Below are 16,937 nucleotides of genomic sequence, written 5' to 3'. Positions count from 1 at the left end.
ATACATATGGAAAATGCCTTTAAGTTGCTGTATAAAACAATTGAAGAACGAAAGGAAAGCCCACTTCCTGAATCGTATACAAATTATTTATTTTCAAAAGGAGAAGATAAAATTTTAAAGAAAATTGGTGAAGAGTGTGCTGAAGTAATTATCGCATGTAAAAATAATGATAAAGAAGAAGTAGTGAAAGAAATGGTTGATGTATTTTATCACTGTTTCGTTTTATTAGCTGAAAAAAATATCGCATTGGAAGATGTCATGCGAGAGGTGAAAGAACGAAATGGAAAGCTTTCGAGAGTTGGGGATAGAAGGGAAATAGATACATTATAAGGGGGAATGTATATGAAAGTAGATTATCATCTTCACTTAGAAGAAGGACCGTATTCAATAGGATGGCTTGCTAAAATAAATGAAGCGTTGGAATGTTATGAACCGCTTCAAGAAAGGCATTCTATGGATTGGCTTATGAAAACACAAGAGCGTTTGCAAAAACGTGTGAAGGAAGGGCCATTTACAACAGAATGGATAGATCTATATTTAGAAGAAGCTGTGCGAAAAGGAATAAAAGAAGTGGGAATTGTTGATCATCTATATCGTTTTCATGAAGCGAAAGGATATTATGAAAAATATGTAGATATTAGTGATTCTAAGCTCGGTCGTATACAGAAAGAATGGTTAGATCAAGTAAGGGTAGTTTCACTGTATGATTTTACAAAGGCAATTGAAGAGGCGAAAGAACGATGGAGTAAAAGAGGTGTCACACTTAAACTTGGAATTGAAGCGGATTATTTTATTGGTTGTGAAGGAGAGTTAAAAGAATTATTAGCGCTAGGAGACTTTGATTATGTAATTGGCTCCGTTCATTTTCTAAATGGCTGGGGATTTGATAATCCAGATACGAAAGAATATTTTGAGGTGCATGACCTACGCGCATTATACGATACGTTTTTTAAAACAGTTGAGAGTGCGATTCGTACCGATTTATTTGATATTATCGCTCATCTAGATAATATAAAGGTATTTAATTATCGATTGGATGAGAATGAACAGCTTTCTTATTATGAGGAAATTGCCTGTGCGTTAGTAGAAACGAATACGGCAACAGAAATAAATGCAGGATTGTACTATCGTTATCCTGTTCGTGAAATGTGCCCAAGTCCACTATATTTACAAGTATTAGCTAAGTATGGTGTTCCAATTACGATTTCTTCGGATGCCCATTATCCAAATGATTTAGGGAACTATGTACAAGAGAATGTACAAACATTACGAGCGCACGGTGTTACTCAGGTTGCAACATTTACGAAGCGAGCAAGAGTAATGAGGTCGCTTGAAGAAGAAGTAACAAATTCAAAATGAAACGCAATTTTTTGATGAAAACCACCCTTTTTGTTCAAAATAAGAAAGAATGAAAAGGAGGGTAAGAAATGGCGAAACAACAAAATAAACAAAATGTACAAGTTGCACAGCAACAAGCTTATACTTCTGAAACGAATGCTGCATCTCAATCGGTTATTGAGGAGCAAATTAGCGATACGGTTGCAGAAGGAACTATTGATGTGAAGCTCGGAAAAGAATCGCAGGAAAAAGCGTAAGAAGAGGGGAGAGTTGCATCTCCTCTTTTTTCATGGAAAAGTGTCGATTTTCAAAACTATAATCAAATTCCTTGGTTTTTATATGTGGATTTCTTACAATGAAATATAAGAGATATCTTATTTTCTATAGAAGAGGTGTTAGTAGTGGCAAAAATATTAGTAGCGGGAAAAATTCCGGAAATTGGATTAGAACTATTAAAAGATCATGATGTAGAAATGTACGATAAAGAGGAATTAATTTCTATAGATGAATTAACAGAGCGTGTAAAAGATAAAGATGCATTGTTAAGTTTACTTTCGACAAAGGTGCCAAAAGAAGTTATTGATGCAGCGTCTCATTTAAAGATTGTTGCAAACTATGGTGCTGGTTACGACAATATTGATTACACGTATGCGGGTGAAAAAGGAATTGCAGTTACGAATACACCGAAAGTATCAACGGAAGCGACTGCAGAATTAACATTTGCACTTCTTTTAGCAGCGGCGCGTAGAATTCCTGAAGGGGATACGTTATGTCGTACGACTGGATTTAACGGATGGGCACCGTTATTTTTCTTAGGACGAGAAGTCCACGGTAAGACAATCGGAATTATTGGTCTTGGAGAAATCGGGAAGGCTGTTGCAAAACGTGCGAAAGCATTTGGAATGGATGTTTTATATACAGGGCCAAATCGTAAGTTTGAAGCTGAAAGTGAACTGGGAGCAACGTATGTGACGTTGGAAAAATTATTACAAACAGCAGATTTTATTACAATTAACTGTGCTTATAATCCGAAATTACATCATATGATTGATGAAGAGCAGTTTAAAATGATGAAGAAAACAGCGTATATTGTAAATGCTTCACGTGGACCAATTATGAATGAAGCAGCACTTGCTTATGCATTAAAAACGAATGAAATTGAAGGGGCAGCTCTTGATGTGTTTGAATTTGAACCGAAAATTACAGAAGAGCTAAAAGAGTTAAAGAATGTAGTACTTGCTCCACACGTAGGGAATGCAACGTTTGAAACTCGTGATGCGATGGCTGAAATGGCTGTCAGAAATATTTTAGCTGTATTAAACGGCGAAGAGCCAGTAACACCTGTAAATCAAAAGGTATTAGTCACAAAATAAAAAGAAACCTTCCGGACTCGGAAGGTTTTCTTATTTTTCTTTATTCGCTTTTTTAGACGGTCTTTGTCTAATGAATTGAGATAACATGTACAAAATATATAGTGGAATGGCAATGAATAAGAAAACAGAAAAATTGCCAAATCCTGTTTGATACATTGTAATAATGATTCCAACTAAAAATAGTGTAATAATGATGCTATATCGTGGAATTGGTACATCTTTTAAACTTGGGATACGAATGCGGCTCACCATTAAAAATGCGAACGTTACAAATACGGTAATAAGAACGATTTTTGGAATGGTATGTGAAAATAATGTTAAGAAAGCAACAAGCCCTCCCGCTGCTGTAATCGGTACTCCGGTGAAATATTTCATTGAAGTAGAAGATGGTGTTACATTAAATCGTGCTAAACGATATGCTCCGAAAAGAGGGAATAATCCCGCTATGTATAATCCGATGATTCCGTAGTTTGAGAAAGATGTGTAATACATTAAAACAGCAGGTGCTGCACCAAATGTTACGACATCTGCAAGCGAGTCGAGCTCTTTTCCCATTTGTGAATCAACACGTAATAAACGAGCAACACGACCATCAAGACTATCTAACATCATCCCGATAAGTACTAAAATAGCAGCTGATTTATAATATCCTAAAGATGCATAGCCGATTGATAAAAATCCGCTATATAAATTTCCGAGCGTAAATAAGTTTGGAATAGCTGCTCTATACAAAATCTGATCCCTTGCTTTCTGTAATAAATTCTTAATTAGTGTATGAAAGTTTACTTATTTTATCATACCATAAATTTATTCCTCATACGAAAGAAATTACCAATTTGTGAAAGATTTCATAGAAGGATGATTTAAAAATTAAGTGAAAATAAAAAGAGGAAGCAACTTGTATAAAGTTGCTTCCTTTACTATTCAAATTTCGTTGTCATCGTTCCAGTTTTATATTGATTATTAGGATCGAAACGTAATAAATCTCCATAAATTAATTTATCGGAGAGTTTTAATTCTGTTTTTGCTTTTTCAATATACGGCTGACATAGCGTCATATCAGCTTCTTCACCCGTACTTCTTTTGTAGCACATATTTTTTGTATAAACATACTCTTCAGAAACAAAGCTACCATCACGCATTACCATAAGCGGGTCTTTTTCTTTAATAAATAAGTCAGTTCCAAATTCAACGGATTTATTTGTTTTAATACCAAGTAAATGAAGGAGCGTTGGTTTAATATCAATTTGACCAGATACTTTAGAAACAACTTTTCCTTCTTGACCAGGCACATGAATAATAAGAGGAACTCGTTGTAATTGCATAGAATCGAATGGTGTAATAGTATCTTTTCCTAGGAACTGTGCCATAGCTGCGTTATGGTTTTCGGAAATACCATAATGATCACCATAAATGACAATAACAGAATTATCATACAGTCCTTCTTCTTTTAATTGTTTAATAAATAATTTAAGAGCTTCATCTGTGTAACGAACAGTTGGGAAGTAGCGGTTTACAACACCACTTTCTGAGTTGAATTCATCAACATATTGGTCTTCCGGATTTAGAAGAAACGGAAAATGATTTGTTAATGTAATAAATTTTGTATAGAACGGTTGCGGTAAAGATTTTAACTTTGGAATAGATTGTTCAAAGAACTGTTTATCTTTTAATCCCCAACCGACAGACATTTGTTCCGTTCCTGCGTAATCATTTAAATTAAAGTAACGATCATATCCAAGCGCAGGATACATTACATCCCGATTCCAAAACGTTTTATCATTTGAATGGAAGACGGCAGAAGAATATCCGTATTTCTTTAATTGTTCTGGTGTCGCTGTGTATTCGTTTGTTGCATGAGTAAAGAATACAGAACCACGATCTAGCGGATAAAGTGAGTTTTCAACGATAAATTCAGCATCAGAAGTTTTGCCTTGTCCAGTTTGATGATAGAAGTTATCGAAATAGAAACTATCCTTAATAAATTCATTTAAAAATGGGGTAATTTCTTTTCCATTTATTTTTTTATTAATAACAAAGCTTTGTGTAGATTCCATTGAAATTAAAATTACATTTTTACCTTTTGCAGCTCCAAATAAGTTTTTATGAACTTGTTTGTCTTTTGAGTCTGTATAGTTTTTGATTTCAGAAAATCCATCCCCACTTGCAAATACACGCTCAGCTGAAGACTTGGATTGAAGTGTAATATCAAATAGATGATATGTGTATAAACCTAAATTCTTTACGACAGTTTGACGGTCAAATGAGCGCGAGAACATTTGTGGTTTATAAATAACTGATACAACAATTTGTAGTGCTAATAAAGCTGTTACACCGCTAAAGAAAGTTCGCTTCTCTGAGCGGGAAAGTGGTGTTTTGTCGCCAAATGATGGGAATTTACGCGAAATAAACATTAAAATAATTGCATCTGCAAATAAAAGTAATGTTTTGTACGTAAAGAGTTCTTTTATACTTGTCCCTAAATCAGCCATATTGTTTGTTTGGAATAAAACCGGGAAAGTAACGAAATCGTTATAGAACCCATAAAACATTGCGTTTCCAAATAAAATAAATGACAGTATAAAACTGATTCCAATTATAATTCGGTTTCGGTGCTTAGATGCAAGTAAAGCTAAGCCGAAAAATAAAAGTAACGCAGCTAGTGGATTAATAAAAAGCATGAATTCTTCAAAGAAATTATCAATTTTAATATCAAATGCTAGCTTGTACACAATATATGTTTTAATCCATAGTAAAACGACTGCAACGAGTGCAAATCGCAGTTTTGGAAACAGATGTTGTAGCATAATATACTCCTCTCCTAAAAAGCATGACAGTTCTTGTGAGTCAGTTTGCTTAACGACTCATTTTATATATACGAACAGTCCTTTGTTATTATGATTATTATACTATGAGTATCATTATACGAAAATAAAAGAGAGTTGTGGGCTTTTTTATAATAATCGAGTAGAAAAAGAGTGGTGGGAGACAATAAAACAGAATTTCTATGTATGATAATTATCGTACGCAGAAAGAATCGCGTGATAATACGGAGGTTATAATGCGAAAATTATTATATTTTATAGCATGCAGTAGTGTTATACTTTTTACCTCACCGAGTGTGTCAATAGCTCAATATGATGCACCTCTTATGGAAGATGCACTTTATTCTGTTTTATTTCCAAAAATAAATAAAGCAATTGAAAAACAATATGGAAGTTTGAAACCGTATCAATGTCCTAAAATTATTAGTTTAAAAAAAGTGTATAGCGGTACATATTTATTTCAAGCAAGTATTGAAGTGACAAAGTATGAACGTGTTGCTGGGAAAATTGCTCCCCCATTTGAGAAGGTAACGATTACATTTAATAACGAAGAAGGCGAATGGGAAGTGACAAAGATTTCAGTAAAGCGCTTACCAAATGATACAAAATTAAACTGTAAAAAAACAATATAAAAAATTGTTTGACAAATAAAATGGTCCTTTGGTATTGTTAATAGCAACAATTAGATGTTTGAAAATTAAATAGACTTACCTCATCTACTCTCAAAGGTAGAGGCCGCGATAGGAAAGAGTAAGCTATGGGAGATTTCATGGAATCTGTGATCATAGGCTGAAAGGGACTATTGCCGAAATATAAGAATAACCATCTTATTCATATATTGGGACTACATTGAATAAATGTAGTACTGTCATAAGATTTATTTTATGGAGAGCTATTTGGAGATGTTGATGCGGTTTCTTATTTTGAGGAGATAACAACTCGTTTATTTTTTCAATATATATTTTTCCTAATAAGAAACGCGTGTGAACATTGTTCCGCGCGTTTTTTGTCTATCTAAAAGCGTGCTGCAATGAATAGAAGATTGGGGTTATGAGTTTTAGAGGAAATAAGGGAGGAATTTAAATGTATTTACACGGCACAAGCCGAATTAATGGGCAAGGACACTTAGAAATTGGAGGGTGCGATACGACGCAGCTAGCAAAGCAATACGGAACACCACTTTATGTATACGATGAAGAGTCTATTCGAGGAAAATGCCGAGCATTTCATCGTGCTTTTAAAGAAAGTGGTTTCTCTTATCAAGTAGCATATGCAAGCAAGGCGTTCTTGTGCATGGAGATGTGCCGAGTAGCTCGTGAAGAGAATATGTCATTAGACGTTGTTTCTGGAGGAGAATTATATACTGCGCTCCAAGCAGGATTTCCAGCATCACGTATTCATTTTCATGGAAATAATAAAACAGAAGAAGAGATAGTGATGGCTCTTCAGGCGAATATCGGTTGTTTTGTCGTAGATAATTTCTTTGAATTAGAAGTTTTACACGATTTAGCGATGCAACATGGAAAGTTTGTGAACATATTAATTCGTGTAACGCCTGGAGTAGAGGCGCACACACATGAATATATTACAACAGGCCAAGATGATTCGAAATTTGGATTTGGCGTTTCAAACGGTCAAGCGATGCAGGCAATTGGATTTGCTTTACAAAAATCCAATTATAATGTGCTAGGGATTCATTCACATATCGGATCGCAAATATTTGAAACAGCTGGCTTTGTTCGAGCGATTGAAGTTCTTCGCCAATTTTTAGAAGAAGTGAGAGAGCAAACAAACTATGTAGTAAAAGTGTTAAATGTAGGCGGGGGATTTGGAATACGCTACACAGAGTCGGATACTCCGTTAACTCTTGAGACATATGTGCGAGCTGTAACAAGTGCAGTGAGAGAACAATTTACTGTATGTGAATATCCATTGCCAGAAATATGGATTGAACCAGGCCGTAGCATTGTAGGTGATGCTGGGACAACAATTTATACAGTTGGATCTGTGAAAGATATTCCTGGTATTCGGAAATATGTATCAGTCGATGGTGGAATGACAGATAATTTAAGACCTGCTTTATATAGTGCGCGTTATGAAGCAATGTTAGCGAATCGAGGGAATGATGAGAATGAGGAACTCGTTTCGATTGCGGGGAAATGTTGTGAGAGCGGAGATATGTTGATTTGGGATATTCATTTACCGAAAGTCGCTTCTGCTGATTTACTTGCAGTTTCCTGTACAGGAGCCTACGGGTACTCGATGGCGAATAATTACAATCGGATTCGAAGACCAGCCGTTGTCTTTGCAAAAGGCGGAACATCGCAAGTAGTTGTGGAACGCGAAACATATGAAAATATTATTGGGAACGATCGCATACGTATTAAAGAGCTTGTTTAAATAGAAAAAGGAGTTGTTCGGATGGGCAATTCCTTTTTTGTAAAATAAAATAATTAAAATATATCGGAAAACTAGGATTGAAAAAAATCAGAATTGTGATAAAATACAAATACAAAGCTTATCAAGAGAAGCGGAGGGAACTGGCCCGAAGAAGCTCGGCAACCTGCTTATAGAAAGCAAGGTGCTAAATCCAGCAAAATGGAATCCATTTTGAAAGATAAGGTAAAATATATTACCGAACAGTCTTTTCGAAATGGGAAAGATTTTTTTTATGAATAAAAAGGGGGGCTGTTCGCGTGGGTGTACGGGAACATTTTGATGAAGTATCCGAGAAGATTGAAGCGATGCTTGCTGATATGAAATATGGCTCAATTACAATTGTTGTGCAAGATGGAAAAGTAATTCAGTTAGAGAAAAGTGAAAAAGTACGCTTAAAGTGAAAAGCGCTGACTAGAAAAACTAGAGGCGGTTTTAACCTATTTTCATTAGGTTAAAACCGTCTTTTTGCTTTTACAGGGGGAAAAAACATGTTGACGTATGAAACGTGGGAAGAAAATGTTGTTTCGTTTTCGGAAGAAGATGAAACAAAAGGCGCGTTATCAGTATTAAATTGGGCTTATGAAGAGTATAAAGATGAAATCGTCTACGCATGTAGCTTTGGGGTGGAAGGTATGGTATTACTGCACCTTATAAACCAAGTAAATCCATCTGCTAAAGTTGTATTTTTGGATACAAATGTTCATTTTCAAGAAACATATGAATTAATTCAAAGAGTGAGGGAACGATTTCCTTCATTGAATATTATAGAAAAGCAGCCAGAACTTACACTTGATGAACAGGCGAAGTTGCATGGTGAAAAACTGTGGGAGAGCAATCCGAATCTTTGTTGTAAGATTAGAAAAATTTTACCTTTAGAAAAATCATTAGTCGTGGAAAAAGCATGGATATCGGGCTTAAGAAGGGAACAATCAGAAACACGTAAGCATACAAAGTTTATAAATCAAGATCATCGTTTTCAATCTATTAAAGTTTGTCCACTCATTCATTGGACGTGGAAAGAAGTTTGGCGATATGTATACAAACATAGCTTGCCGTATAACCCGTTGCATGATGTTGGCTATCCAAGTATTGGGTGTGAGAAATGTACTTTACCTGTAGGGGATGGTGGCGATTCAAGAGATGGTAGATGGGCTGGGAAAGTGAAAACCGAATGTGGTCTTCATTATCAATAAGATGAATCTTGAAATAAAGCTAAGAGGGGATATAGAAAATGAGCACAGTAAACGAATTAGTAAACCGTATAGATGAGACATATGATATATCACAAATTGAAAAAGAAATTAAATTAGACAACATTGCTTTAAGTGATTTAGAACTATTGGCGACAGGTGGATATAGCCCGCTTACTGGTTTTTTGGGGAAGGAAGATTATGATTCAGTCGTAGAAACGCTTCGTTTAGCAAATGGTAGTGTGTGGAGTATACCAATTACATTACCGGTAACAGAAGAAGTCGCAGAAAGCTTGAAGACCGGAGAGGAAGTGAAGCTTGTCAACAATGGAAATATATATGGTGCTATTCAAATAGAAGATATTTTCGTACCAGATAAAGAAAAAGAAGCGTTACTTGTATATAAAACAACGGATGAGGCTCATCCAGGAGTGAAAAAATTATATGAACGACCAAACGTTTACGTTGGAGGAACTATTATTCTAACAAAACGCTTTGAAAATAATCAATTTCCTTCTTATCATTTAGACCCAATTGAAACGAGAGAAGAATTTAAAAAACGTGGGTGGAAAACAGTAGTCGGATTTCAAACGAGAAACCCGGTACATCGTGCCCATGAGTATATTCAAAAATCTGCTCTTGAAATTGTAGATGGTCTCTTTTTAAATCCACTCGTTGGAGAAACGAAATCGGACGATATTCCTGCTGATGTAAGAATGGAAAGCTATGAAGTACTCCTTCAAAACTATTATCCGAAAAATCGTGTCTTTTTAAGTGTATTTCCTGCTGCAATGCGTTACGCAGGACCAAGAGAAGCGATATTTCATGCGTTAGTAAGAAAGAATTTTGGATGTACCCACTTTATTGTAGGACGTGATCATGCCGGAGTAGGAGATTATTACGGAACATACGAAGCGCAAGAAATCTTCACGAATTTTACGATAGAAGAGTTAGGCATTACACCACTATTCTTTGAACATAGTTTTTACTGCACGAAATGTGAAGCGATGGCTTCAACGAAAACATGCCCGCACGGAAAAGAAAATCATGTTATTTTATCAGGTACGAAAGTAAGAGAATTATTAAGAAACGGTGAGATTCCGCCAAGTACATTTAGTCGTAAAGAAGTAGTAGAAGTGCTAATTAAAGGTTTAAAAAAAGAAGTAGTAACAGAATAGGGAGAGAACGAGATGGATACGAATATTACTTGGCATACAGCTTCGGTTTCAAAAGATGAGAGAAGAGTGAAGAATGGACATCACAGTTTTGTAATTTGGTTTACTGGTTTATCAGCTTCGGGTAAATCTACAGTAGCGAATGCGGTCGCTCGTAAATTGTTTGAAAAGAATATTGGAAATTATGTGCTGGATGGGGATAACATTCGCCACGGTTTAAATAAAGACTTAGGATTTTCTGAAAGTGATCGCATGGAAAATATAAGACGTATTGGCGAAGTGGCAAAGTTATTTGTAGATCAAGGAACAGTTGTCCTTACAGCATTTATTTCACCATTTCGAGTAGACCGCAAACAAGTAAGAGATTTATTAGCGGCAGATGAATTTATTGAAATTTTTGTGAAGTGTCCGATTGAAGAGTGTGAGAAACGTGATCCGAAAGGGCTTTATAAAAAGGCAAGAAAAGGTGATATTAAGGATTTCACAGGTATTGATTCGCCTTATGAAGAGCCAGAGCAAGCAGAATTAATTGTAGAAACGCACAAATATTCTATTGAAGAATGTGCAGAACAAATCGTGAAGTACTTACAAGAGCGTAGTTTTATCCCGCTATTTGCCGGGAAGTAAAATTCCTACCTCAAAGTTCGATTGGGGCAAGGAAGTTAGGTGGGGGTCGGGCTGCCCGTAAATACCCGATTGGTTAAGGCTAATAATCAGCGTGGGATGAACAAAACTCTACTGATTAAAGTTTCACTTTATATAGGGGGATTTAAAAATGAGTTATGAAAAAGTATGGGCTAACAATGAAAAACTAAATCAAACGGAGAAAAATAAATTAGAAAAAGATGGCTTAGAAATTTTTAATGATATTCCTTACTATGCGGAAAATGGATTTGAATCTATTCCGAAAGAAGAGTGGGATGCCTTTAAATGGGCAGGATTGTATTTACAACGTCCAAAAGAAGCTGGTTATTTTATGATGCGGGTAAATATTCCGTCAGGGATTATTACAAATGCGCAGGCAGAAGTACTTGCTTCTATCGCTGAGGATTATGGACGTGATGTAATAGATATTACTACGAGACAGGCGATTCAGTTTCACTGGTTAGAAATTCAGCAAATTCCAGATATTTTTAAAAGATTAGCAAGAGTTGGATTATCTTCAGCGGGGGCTTGTGGTGATATAACGCGGAATATTACAGGTAATCCGCTTGCTGGAATTGATGCAAATGAACTATTTGATACGACACATATTGTGAAAGAGGTATATGACTATTTCCAACATAATGAAGAGTTTTCTAATTTGCCACGTAAATTTAAAATGTCTATTAGTTCTAATATTTATAACTCAGCAAACGCAGAGATTAACTGTGTTGCATTTACACCTGCTACGAAAGAAATAGATGGTGAGAAAAAAGTTGGTTTTCATATAAAAGTAGGCGGAGGATTATCAGCCCGTCCATATTTAGCTGATGAATTAGATGTGTTCGTTTTACCAGAAGAAGTGAAGGCAGTGGCAATTGCGATTGCTACTATATTCCGTGATTTTGGATATCGTGAGAAACGTCATTTAGCCCGTTTGAAATTTCTTGTTGCGGACTGGGGAGCAGAGAAATTTAAAGAGAAACTAATAGAGTATACAGGGCCTTTACAAAGTAAAGGGGAAAGTGCACTCAAAGGATGGAATGCAGGCTATTTTTATGGTGTTCAAGACCAAAAACAAGAGGGATTAAAATATGTAGGTTTTAATGTACCGGTAGGTCGTTTACATGCAGAAGAAATGTTTGAGATTGCAAGAATCGCAAAGCAATATGGAAATGGACAAATTCGTACATGTAATTCACAAAATTTCATTATTCCGAACGTTCCTCCGGAAAATGTAAAAGGATTACTTAGTGAACCGTTGTTTGAAGCGATATCTGCAAGCCCAAAATCATTTATTGGTCATGCGGTTTCATGTACCGGTATTGAATATTGTAATCTTGCACTAGTAGAAACGAAAGAAAGATTACGAAAAATTGCAGAATACTTAGATACACAAATTGCACTCGATGTTCCAGTTCGAATTCATATGGTAGGCTGCCCGAATTCATGTGGTCAACGTCAAATTGCTGACATTGGGTTACAAGGGGTGAAAATGAAAACGAAGGAAAAGGGAATTGTTGAAGCATTTGAGATATATGTAGGTGGAACGTTGTTAGATGGCGGTGCCTACAATCAAAAGTTAAAAGGAAAAATAGATGGCGAGGATTTACCTGATGTACTCGCATCATTTATAAGTTATTTCAAAGAGAATAAATTACCAGCCGAAACATTTTATGATTTTGTAGGGCGTGTTGGTGTAGACACATTACAAATAGCGTTAAATAACGTGTTAGAAGAAGTCATAGCGTCTTAGGGGGGACAATATGGATTTATATCGATTTGAAGCTGTATTAGTGAGTGATATTGTTCCGATTGTTGTTGTTGCTCAAAGTGAAGAACAGGCATTTAAGCTTGCGGAGATTGAGCTTGAAAAACATTTCTTACCGTTGCCAGAGGTAAAAGAGATTTCTTTGTTTGAAAAAAAGAAGATTCGAAAAGGTGCAGCATTTGTTATTCATGAGTAGAGATTAGTAATACGAAAAAATAAAAACTTCCATTCTTATATACGAATGGAAGTTTCATTTTAATAGTAGAAATGAGGAGAGATGATGGGGAAGGTTTATATTGTTGGAGCGGGTCCTGGCGATCCAGATTTAATTACTGTTAAAGGGTTGAAATGTATTGAGAAGGCAGATGTTATTTTATACGATCGCCTTGTGAATAAAGAGCTGCTTTCACACGCAAAGCCTGACGCGGATTTAATTTATTGCGGGAAACTCCCGAATTATCACACGATGAAGCAAGAAACAATTAATACATTTCTTATTAAGTATGCGAAAAAAGGGAAAGTTGTAACGAGGCTTAAGGGCGGCGATCCATTTGTATTTGGTAGAGGGGGAGAAGAAGCGGAAGCATTAGCAAAGCAAGGTGTACCATTTGAAATCGTCCCAGGTATTTCGTCTGGAATAGCTGCACCTGCTTATGCTGGTATTCCAGTGACGCACCGTGATGCAAGTGCAAGTTTTGCTATTGTGACTGGGCATAGGAAAGAAGGTGCTGAAGAAGAAGTGAAATGGGAAAGTTTAGCGAAAGGTGTAGAGACTTTAGCGATATATATGGGGGTTAGTAATTTGCCCTACATATGTGAGCAACTTATGAAGCATGGAAAAGATAAAAGTACGCCAGCTGCTATTATTGAGCAGGGGACGACGTCTATGCAACGTACAGTTGTTGGGACATTAGGAACAATTGTAGATGTTGCGAAAAAAGAGCAAATTCAAAATCCGAGCATGATTGTAATTGGAGAAGTTGTCCGTTTTAGAGAAAAAATCCATTGGTTTGAGAAGCAAACGGAAAATGCTTATCAAGTAAGTGGAGTGTTGTAAAATGAAAGCCGTCTTATATATATGTCATGGAAGTCGTTTGAAGACAGCGAAAGAAGAGGCGATTCAATTTATTACATCGTGTATGAGTCGTATAGAAGCGAATATTCAAGAAGTTTGTTTTTTAGAGTTAGCGAATCCTTCTATTGAAGATGGTTTTCGTACATGTGTGAAGCGTGGGGCCACGGAGATTATTGCCATCCCTGTTTTTTTATTAGCGGCAGGTCATGTGAAGAAAGATATTCCATTTGAATTGGTAAAGCTCAAGAATCAATATCCGAATGTTAAAGTGACTTATGGTAATCCGTTTGGTGTATCAGAAACACTTATCAAATCAGTATATAACGGAAGTGGTATTGAAAAGGAAGGGAAGGCTGAAGTGACCCTTCTGCTCGTTGCAAGAGGAAGTAGTGATCCTGAAGTATTACAAGATATAAAATGGATCGCCTCTTTATTTCAAGCTGAGGAGAAAATTAAAAAAGTTGAGGTTTGTTATTTAGCGGCTGCGGAGCCGAAATTTGAGAGGAAATTGAAGGAAGTTGTAGAACGGGAAGTGGAGAACATCGTTGTGCTACCTTATTTGTTATTTACAGGTTTACTTATGAAACATATTGAGAAAGAAGTGCGCCAATATGCATTGGAAGAGATAAAAATCAGTCCATATTTAGGGAAGAATGAAGCGTTACAAGATATGTTAATTCAGAAAACGACGGAGTTATTGAAAGGAGATCAGTATGTATCCACTTACAGTGCGAGTTAATGAGAAACGCGTTGTTGTTATTGGTGGGGGAAAAGTTGCAGGATTTAAAATTATTCCTTTACTCAAACAAGGTGCGGATATAGTTGTGATCAGTCCAGAATTAGATGCGAATTTAGTAAAACTTGTGGAAGAAAAGAAAATTCGTTGGTATCAAAGAGAATATGAAAAAAGTGATATTAAAAATGCTTTTTTAGTTGTTGCAGCGAGTAGTGATTCAATATTAAATGAACAAGTTGCTGAAGATGCCGCAGAGAATCAATTAGTAAATGTTATTACAAATCCGGAAAGTGGTAATGTTCACTTTCCAGCAGCGATTCATCGTGGTTTGCTTAATATAGCAGTTTCTACTGGGGGAGCGAGCCCAAAGCTCGCAAAAAAAATTCGAGATGAGATTGCAAATAAATATGATGAGACATATGAATCGTATTTAGATTTTTTATATGAAGTAAGGGTGAAGTTAAAAGATTTACAGTTAGAAAAGAGAGAACGAAATATATTACTCCAAGAAGTGTTGAAATCAGTATATGTGCAAAACGAGAGAGAAAGAGAAAGTTTTTTGCGAGAATTAGAGGGAAAGGTTTTAAAATAATAAAAGATAAAGTGCGCTTTACAAATATAAAAATATAATTTATAATCACAAGTAACTTCAATAGATGAAATCGATGAGCAAGAAGAGTACGTATATTTGATGCGTTCAGAGAGTTGGGGTTAGGTGGGAGCCCGGTACGATAAATTATACAGAATGGGCTTGCGAGAGGTATGTTGAACATTGTAGTAGGCAACCCGGGTTCCGCCGTTAAAAGGATAGAGTATCGGAATTATTCCTGTACTTGAACAAGTGGGATTTATCAATCCAATTGAGGTGGTACCACGGTATTTACATTACATATATCGTCCTCTACATGCATATTTGCGTGTAGGGGACTTTTTTATTTTCTAAAGGAGGTGTGCGAGTATGAAATGAAAGTGTATAATTAACAAAATTTTAAATATTCAGAAAAGGGGAATTTATGATGAAAGAAACACAGCAATGGACGTCGAAAATAGGCTTTGTACTCGCAGCAGCCGGAGCCGCAGTAGGTCTTGGTGCGATATGGAAATTTCCATATGTTGCAGGTAATGGCGGGGGAGGCGCATTCTTCCTTGTATTTTTACTATTAACTTTATTTATAGGTATGCCTCTTCTAATAGCGGAGTTTGTTATTGGACGTAGCACGCAAAAAGAGGCGGTTACAGCTTATAAAGTACTAGTGCCAAATAGCAAATTATATCCTTGGATTGGTCGTATGGGAGTTGCTACTTGTTTTAGTGTACTATCTTTTTATAGTGTTGTAGGTGGATGGATTTTACTTTATTTATATTATAGTGTGACAGGAAGTTTCTGGAATGGAGTAGCTGATTATGGACAATTGTTCGGTGAAACGATTTCAAATCCGTTAAGTGCGATTGGAGCGCAATTTATCTTTATGCTTTGTACGATTTTTGTTGTAAGTAAAGGTGTAGAGAAAGGTATAGAAAAGGCAAGTAAGTACATGATGCCGCTATTATTTATTTTATTTATTGCGATTATTGTTCGTGCGTTAACACTCGATGGTGCTTTTGCTGGAGTAGAGTTCTTCTTAAAACCAGATTTTTCAAAGCTGACAGCAGATACAATTTTATATGCGATGGGACAATCTTTCTTCTCGCTAACTGTAGGTGCCTCGGTAATGGTAACGTATAGTTCGTATTTAAAGAAAGAGGAACATTTAGCGAAATCGGCAACATCTATTGTAAGTTTAACTGTTTTTGTTACAGTACTTGCAGGATTAGCAATTTTCCCAGCGATTTTCGCATTAGGAGTTAAACCGACTGAAGGACCGGGATTACTGTTTATCGTCCTTCCAGCAGTATTTGCAAAAATACCATTTGGTCAATTTTTCTTTATTATGTTTTTAATTTTATTCTTCTTTGCGACTTTAACATCAGCAATTTCAATGCTTGAAATTGTAGTAGCATCTGTTGCGAAAGGTAATGAGAAGAAGCGTCCGTCAGCATCATTATTAATTGGTATTCTTATTTTTGCAGTCGGTATTCCATCAGCGTTATCATTTGGGATTATGAGTGACGTGAAAATATTTGGGAAAACATTCTTTGATTTAGTCGACTTTTCGGTAAGTAACGTATTGCTGCCGTTAGGAGTACTAGCTATTTCATTATTTGTACCAAATAAAATGAGTAAAGAGTTGTTGATGAAAGAATTAGAAGTGACGGAAACGAAGGGGAAAACGTTATTTAACATTTGGTTCTTCTTACTTCGTTATGTCATTCCGGTAACTGTAATAATTGTATTTTTAAATGTGATAGGTGTATTTAAAATGTTTGCATAAA

18 protein-coding genes, 2 riboswitches and 1 other annotated feature are annotated in these 16,937 nt (G+C 35.9%); of the genes, 16 read left to right on the top strand and 2 right to left on the bottom strand.

The window, feature by feature from the left end:
* Positions 1–6 precede the first annotated feature (6 nt).
* The 4 genes from hisE to ACO6VI_RS05450 all read left to right on the top strand — a co-directional run bounded on the left by hisE (position 7) and on the right by ACO6VI_RS05450 (position 2,711).
* Entirely contained in the window at positions 7–330 is a 324-nt protein-coding gene (gene hisE, locus ACO6VI_RS05465) for a phosphoribosyl-ATP diphosphatase (protein ID WP_000426355.1), read from the top strand.
* A gap of 12 nt (positions 331–342) precedes the next feature.
* On the top strand, positions 343–1,359 hold the full coding sequence (locus ACO6VI_RS05460) for a histidinol phosphate phosphatase domain-containing protein (RefSeq protein ID WP_078993556.1): 1,017 nt from the start codon (positions 343–345) through the stop codon (positions 1,357–1,359).
* Positions 1,360–1,427: 68 nt separating this feature from the next.
* Positions 1,428–1,595, top strand: coding sequence for a DUF4025 domain-containing protein (locus ACO6VI_RS05455; protein ID WP_001118893.1), 168 nt, complete (start codon positions 1,428–1,430; stop codon positions 1,593–1,595).
* Between the two features lie 144 nt (positions 1,596–1,739).
* Positions 1,740–2,711: an NAD(P)-dependent oxidoreductase gene (locus ACO6VI_RS05450; RefSeq protein ID WP_053564912.1), complete on the top strand. Its 972-nt coding sequence runs from the start codon at positions 1,740–1,742 to the stop codon at positions 2,709–2,711.
* Positions 2,712–2,741: 30 nt separating this feature from the next.
* Here ACO6VI_RS05450 and pssA read toward each other — a convergent pair whose 3' ends face one another.
* Entirely contained in the window at positions 2,742–3,443 is a 702-nt protein-coding gene (pssA, locus tag ACO6VI_RS05445; RefSeq protein WP_000285417.1) for a CDP-diacylglycerol--serine O-phosphatidyltransferase, read from the bottom strand.
* Positions 3,444–3,631: 188 nt separating this feature from the next.
* The gene (locus tag ACO6VI_RS05440; protein WP_161519995.1) at positions 3,632–5,518 is read right to left on the bottom strand and encodes an LTA synthase family protein; all 1,887 of its coding nucleotides are present in this window, start codon (positions 5,516–5,518) and stop codon (positions 3,632–3,634) included.
* A 254-nt stretch (positions 5,519–5,772) separates the two neighbouring features.
* Between ACO6VI_RS05440 and ACO6VI_RS05435 the strand changes: the two genes are divergently transcribed.
* From ACO6VI_RS05435 to ACO6VI_RS05380, 12 genes are all read left to right on the top strand, one after another.
* Positions 5,773–6,168 (top strand): DUF3888 domain-containing protein, encoded by a 396-nt coding sequence (locus tag ACO6VI_RS05435; protein ID WP_001228820.1) that lies wholly within the window; start codon positions 5,773–5,775, stop codon positions 6,166–6,168.
* A gap of 89 nt (positions 6,169–6,257) precedes the next feature.
* A riboswitch (Lysine riboswitch) is annotated at positions 6,258–6,439 on the top strand.
* 180 nt (positions 6,440–6,619) lie between these two features.
* A complete protein-coding gene (gene lysA, locus ACO6VI_RS05430; RefSeq protein WP_000280643.1) occupies positions 6,620–7,936 on the top strand; it encodes a diaminopimelate decarboxylase in 1,317 nt (438 codons plus the stop codon).
* A 115-nt stretch (positions 7,937–8,051) separates the two neighbouring features.
* Positions 8,052–8,160, top strand: a riboswitch (SAM riboswitch).
* Positions 8,161–8,232: 72 nt separating this feature from the next.
* Positions 8,233–8,376, top strand: a complete 144-nt coding sequence (locus ACO6VI_RS05425) for a YezD family protein (RefSeq protein WP_000538896.1) — start codon at positions 8,233–8,235, stop codon at positions 8,374–8,376.
* Between the two features lie 87 nt (positions 8,377–8,463).
* Entirely contained in the window at positions 8,464–9,168 is a 705-nt protein-coding gene (locus tag ACO6VI_RS05420) for a phosphoadenylyl-sulfate reductase (RefSeq protein WP_000959018.1), read from the top strand.
* 38 nt (positions 9,169–9,206) lie between these two features.
* Positions 9,207–10,343 (top strand): sulfate adenylyltransferase, encoded by a 1,137-nt coding sequence (gene sat / locus ACO6VI_RS05415; RefSeq protein ID WP_000108780.1) that lies wholly within the window; start codon positions 9,207–9,209, stop codon positions 10,341–10,343.
* A gap of 12 nt (positions 10,344–10,355) precedes the next feature.
* Positions 10,356–10,967, top strand: coding sequence for an adenylyl-sulfate kinase (cysC, locus tag ACO6VI_RS05410; RefSeq protein ID WP_029441817.1), 612 nt, complete (start codon positions 10,356–10,358; stop codon positions 10,965–10,967).
* A 148-nt stretch (positions 10,968–11,115) separates the two neighbouring features.
* Positions 11,116–12,738 (top strand): nitrite/sulfite reductase, encoded by a 1,623-nt coding sequence (locus ACO6VI_RS05405; RefSeq protein ID WP_000119611.1) that lies wholly within the window; start codon positions 11,116–11,118, stop codon positions 12,736–12,738.
* A gap of 10 nt (positions 12,739–12,748) precedes the next feature.
* Complete coding sequence (locus ACO6VI_RS05400) at positions 12,749–12,949, top strand: DUF3906 family protein (protein WP_000366918.1); 201 nt, start codon at positions 12,749–12,751, stop codon at positions 12,947–12,949.
* Positions 12,950–13,033: 84 nt separating this feature from the next.
* Entirely contained in the window at positions 13,034–13,810 is a 777-nt protein-coding gene (gene cobA, locus ACO6VI_RS05395) for a uroporphyrinogen-III C-methyltransferase (RefSeq protein WP_000521256.1), read from the top strand.
* A gap of 1 nt (position 13,811) precedes the next feature.
* Positions 13,812–14,567, top strand: coding sequence for a sirohydrochlorin chelatase (locus ACO6VI_RS05390; RefSeq protein WP_000648881.1), 756 nt, complete (start codon positions 13,812–13,814; stop codon positions 14,565–14,567).
* Positions 14,542–15,156, top strand: a complete 615-nt coding sequence (locus ACO6VI_RS05385) for an NAD(P)-binding protein (RefSeq protein WP_000283352.1) — start codon at positions 14,542–14,544, stop codon at positions 15,154–15,156. Before ACO6VI_RS05390 ends, ACO6VI_RS05385 begins: the two co-directional genes overlap by 26 nt.
* A 64-nt stretch (positions 15,157–15,220) precedes the next feature.
* Positions 15,221–15,469, top strand: a binding site (T-box leader).
* 111 nt (positions 15,470–15,580) lie between these two features.
* Complete coding sequence (locus tag ACO6VI_RS05380) at positions 15,581–16,936, top strand: sodium-dependent transporter (protein ID WP_043924636.1); 1,356 nt, start codon at positions 15,581–15,583, stop codon at positions 16,934–16,936.
* Position 16,937: the final 1 nt, after the last annotated feature.

This window comes from Bacillus sp. PSXD-155, from assembly GCF_049310765.1.
Classification (GTDB): Bacteria; Bacillota; Bacilli; order Bacillales; family Bacillaceae_G; genus Bacillus_A; species Bacillus_A cereus.
The sequence above is the reverse complement of the archived record's forward strand: the minus strand, read 5'-3'. Positions and strand labels throughout refer to the sequence as shown.

Bases quoted from the DNA above. Each gene is read 5' to 3' on its own strand.
- hisE (WP_000426355.1), top strand. From the start codon at position 7: ATGGAAAATGCCTTTAAGTTGCTGTATAAAACAATTGAAGAACGAAAG.
- ACO6VI_RS05460 (WP_078993556.1), top strand. From the start codon at position 343: ATGAAAGTAGATTATCATCTTCACTTAGAAGAAGGACCGTATTCAATA.
- ACO6VI_RS05455 (WP_001118893.1), top strand. From the start codon at position 1,428: ATGGCGAAACAACAAAATAAACAAAATGTACAAGTTGCACAGCAACAA.
- ACO6VI_RS05440 (WP_161519995.1), bottom strand. From the start codon at position 5,518: ATGCTACAACATCTGTTTCCAAAACTGCGATTTGCACTCGTTGCAGTC.
- ACO6VI_RS05435 (WP_001228820.1), top strand. From the start codon at position 5,773: ATGCGAAAATTATTATATTTTATAGCATGCAGTAGTGTTATACTTTTT.
- lysA (WP_000280643.1), top strand. From the start codon at position 6,620: ATGTATTTACACGGCACAAGCCGAATTAATGGGCAAGGACACTTAGAA.
- ACO6VI_RS05420 (WP_000959018.1), top strand. From the start codon at position 8,464: ATGTTGACGTATGAAACGTGGGAAGAAAATGTTGTTTCGTTTTCGGAA.
- sat (WP_000108780.1), top strand. From the start codon at position 9,207: ATGAGCACAGTAAACGAATTAGTAAACCGTATAGATGAGACATATGAT.
- cysC (WP_029441817.1), top strand. From the start codon at position 10,356: ATGGATACGAATATTACTTGGCATACAGCTTCGGTTTCAAAAGATGAG.
- ACO6VI_RS05405 (WP_000119611.1), top strand. From the start codon at position 11,116: ATGAGTTATGAAAAAGTATGGGCTAACAATGAAAAACTAAATCAAACG.
- ACO6VI_RS05400 (WP_000366918.1), top strand. From the start codon at position 12,749: ATGGATTTATATCGATTTGAAGCTGTATTAGTGAGTGATATTGTTCCG.
- cobA (WP_000521256.1), top strand. From the start codon at position 13,034: ATGGGGAAGGTTTATATTGTTGGAGCGGGTCCTGGCGATCCAGATTTA.
- ACO6VI_RS05390 (WP_000648881.1), top strand. From the start codon at position 13,812: ATGAAAGCCGTCTTATATATATGTCATGGAAGTCGTTTGAAGACAGCG.
- ACO6VI_RS05385 (WP_000283352.1), top strand. From the start codon at position 14,542: ATGTATCCACTTACAGTGCGAGTTAATGAGAAACGCGTTGTTGTTATT.
- ACO6VI_RS05380 (WP_043924636.1), top strand. From the start codon at position 15,581: ATGAAAGAAACACAGCAATGGACGTCGAAAATAGGCTTTGTACTCGCA.